The 777-nt window shown below is 70.4% G+C and carries 1 protein-coding gene; it reads left to right on the top strand.

Annotated elements, in window-relative coordinates; translation table 11 throughout:
• The coding region (locus EN742_RS36545; RefSeq protein ID WP_245492501.1) for an FGGY-family carbohydrate kinase at positions 1–702 on the top strand (702 nt) is incomplete at its 5' end.
• Between the last annotated feature and the right edge of the window lie 75 nt (positions 703–777).

Raw genomic sequence — 777 nt, 5'->3', positions numbered from 1 at the left:
TGCCGGATTGGGCAGGTAGGCGGCGTTGGCGGCGAACAGCACGCCGCCTACCTGCCCAATCCGGCAAGCGCGGTGCACACCTTCTGCCACGCGCTGCCCGACACCTGGCACCAGATGGGCGTTATCCTGTCGGCCACCGATTCGCTCAACTGGCTGTCGGAGATCACCGGCAAAAGCGCCGGCGAATTGACCGCCGAGCTCGGCGATACGCTCAAGGCGCCGACCGGTGTGTCCTTCCTGCCCTATCTCTCAGGCGAGCGCACGCCGTACAATGATTCCGCCATTCGTGGCTCGTTCACCGGCCTGGCGCATGAAACCGGCCGCGCCGTGCTGACGCAGGCCGTGCTCGAAGGCGTCGCCTTTGCCTTCCGCGACAGTCTCGAAGCGCTGAAGACGGCCGGCACGACGCTGACCCGGGTCACGGCGATCGGCGGCGGGTCGCGCTCGCGCTACTGGCTGAAGGCGATTGCCACGGCCTTGCAGGTGCCGGTGGACATCCCGGCCGATGGCGATTTCGGCGCCGCGTTCGGCGCGGCCCGGCTCGGCCTGATCGCCGCGACCGGCGCCGATCCGCTTGCCGTGTGCACCGCGCCGGCGACCGACGCCACGATCGATCCGGACGCCGGGCTTGGCGGGGCCTTCGCCGACGCCTACCAGCGCTACAGGGCGCTTTATCCGGCGATCAGGGCGGCAACCGCGTGAGCGGGCGCGAGGCACCCCCCTCTGCCCTGCCGGGCATCTCCCCCTCAAGGGGGGAGATGCCCGGCAGGGCAGAGG

Origin of the sequence: Mesorhizobium sp. M4A.F.Ca.ET.020.02.1.1 (assembly GCF_004022645.1) — a bacterium.
Classification (GTDB): domain Bacteria; phylum Pseudomonadota; class Alphaproteobacteria; order Rhizobiales; family Rhizobiaceae; genus Mesorhizobium.
The sequence above is the reverse complement of the archived record's forward strand: the minus strand, read 5'-3'. Positions and strand labels throughout refer to the sequence as shown.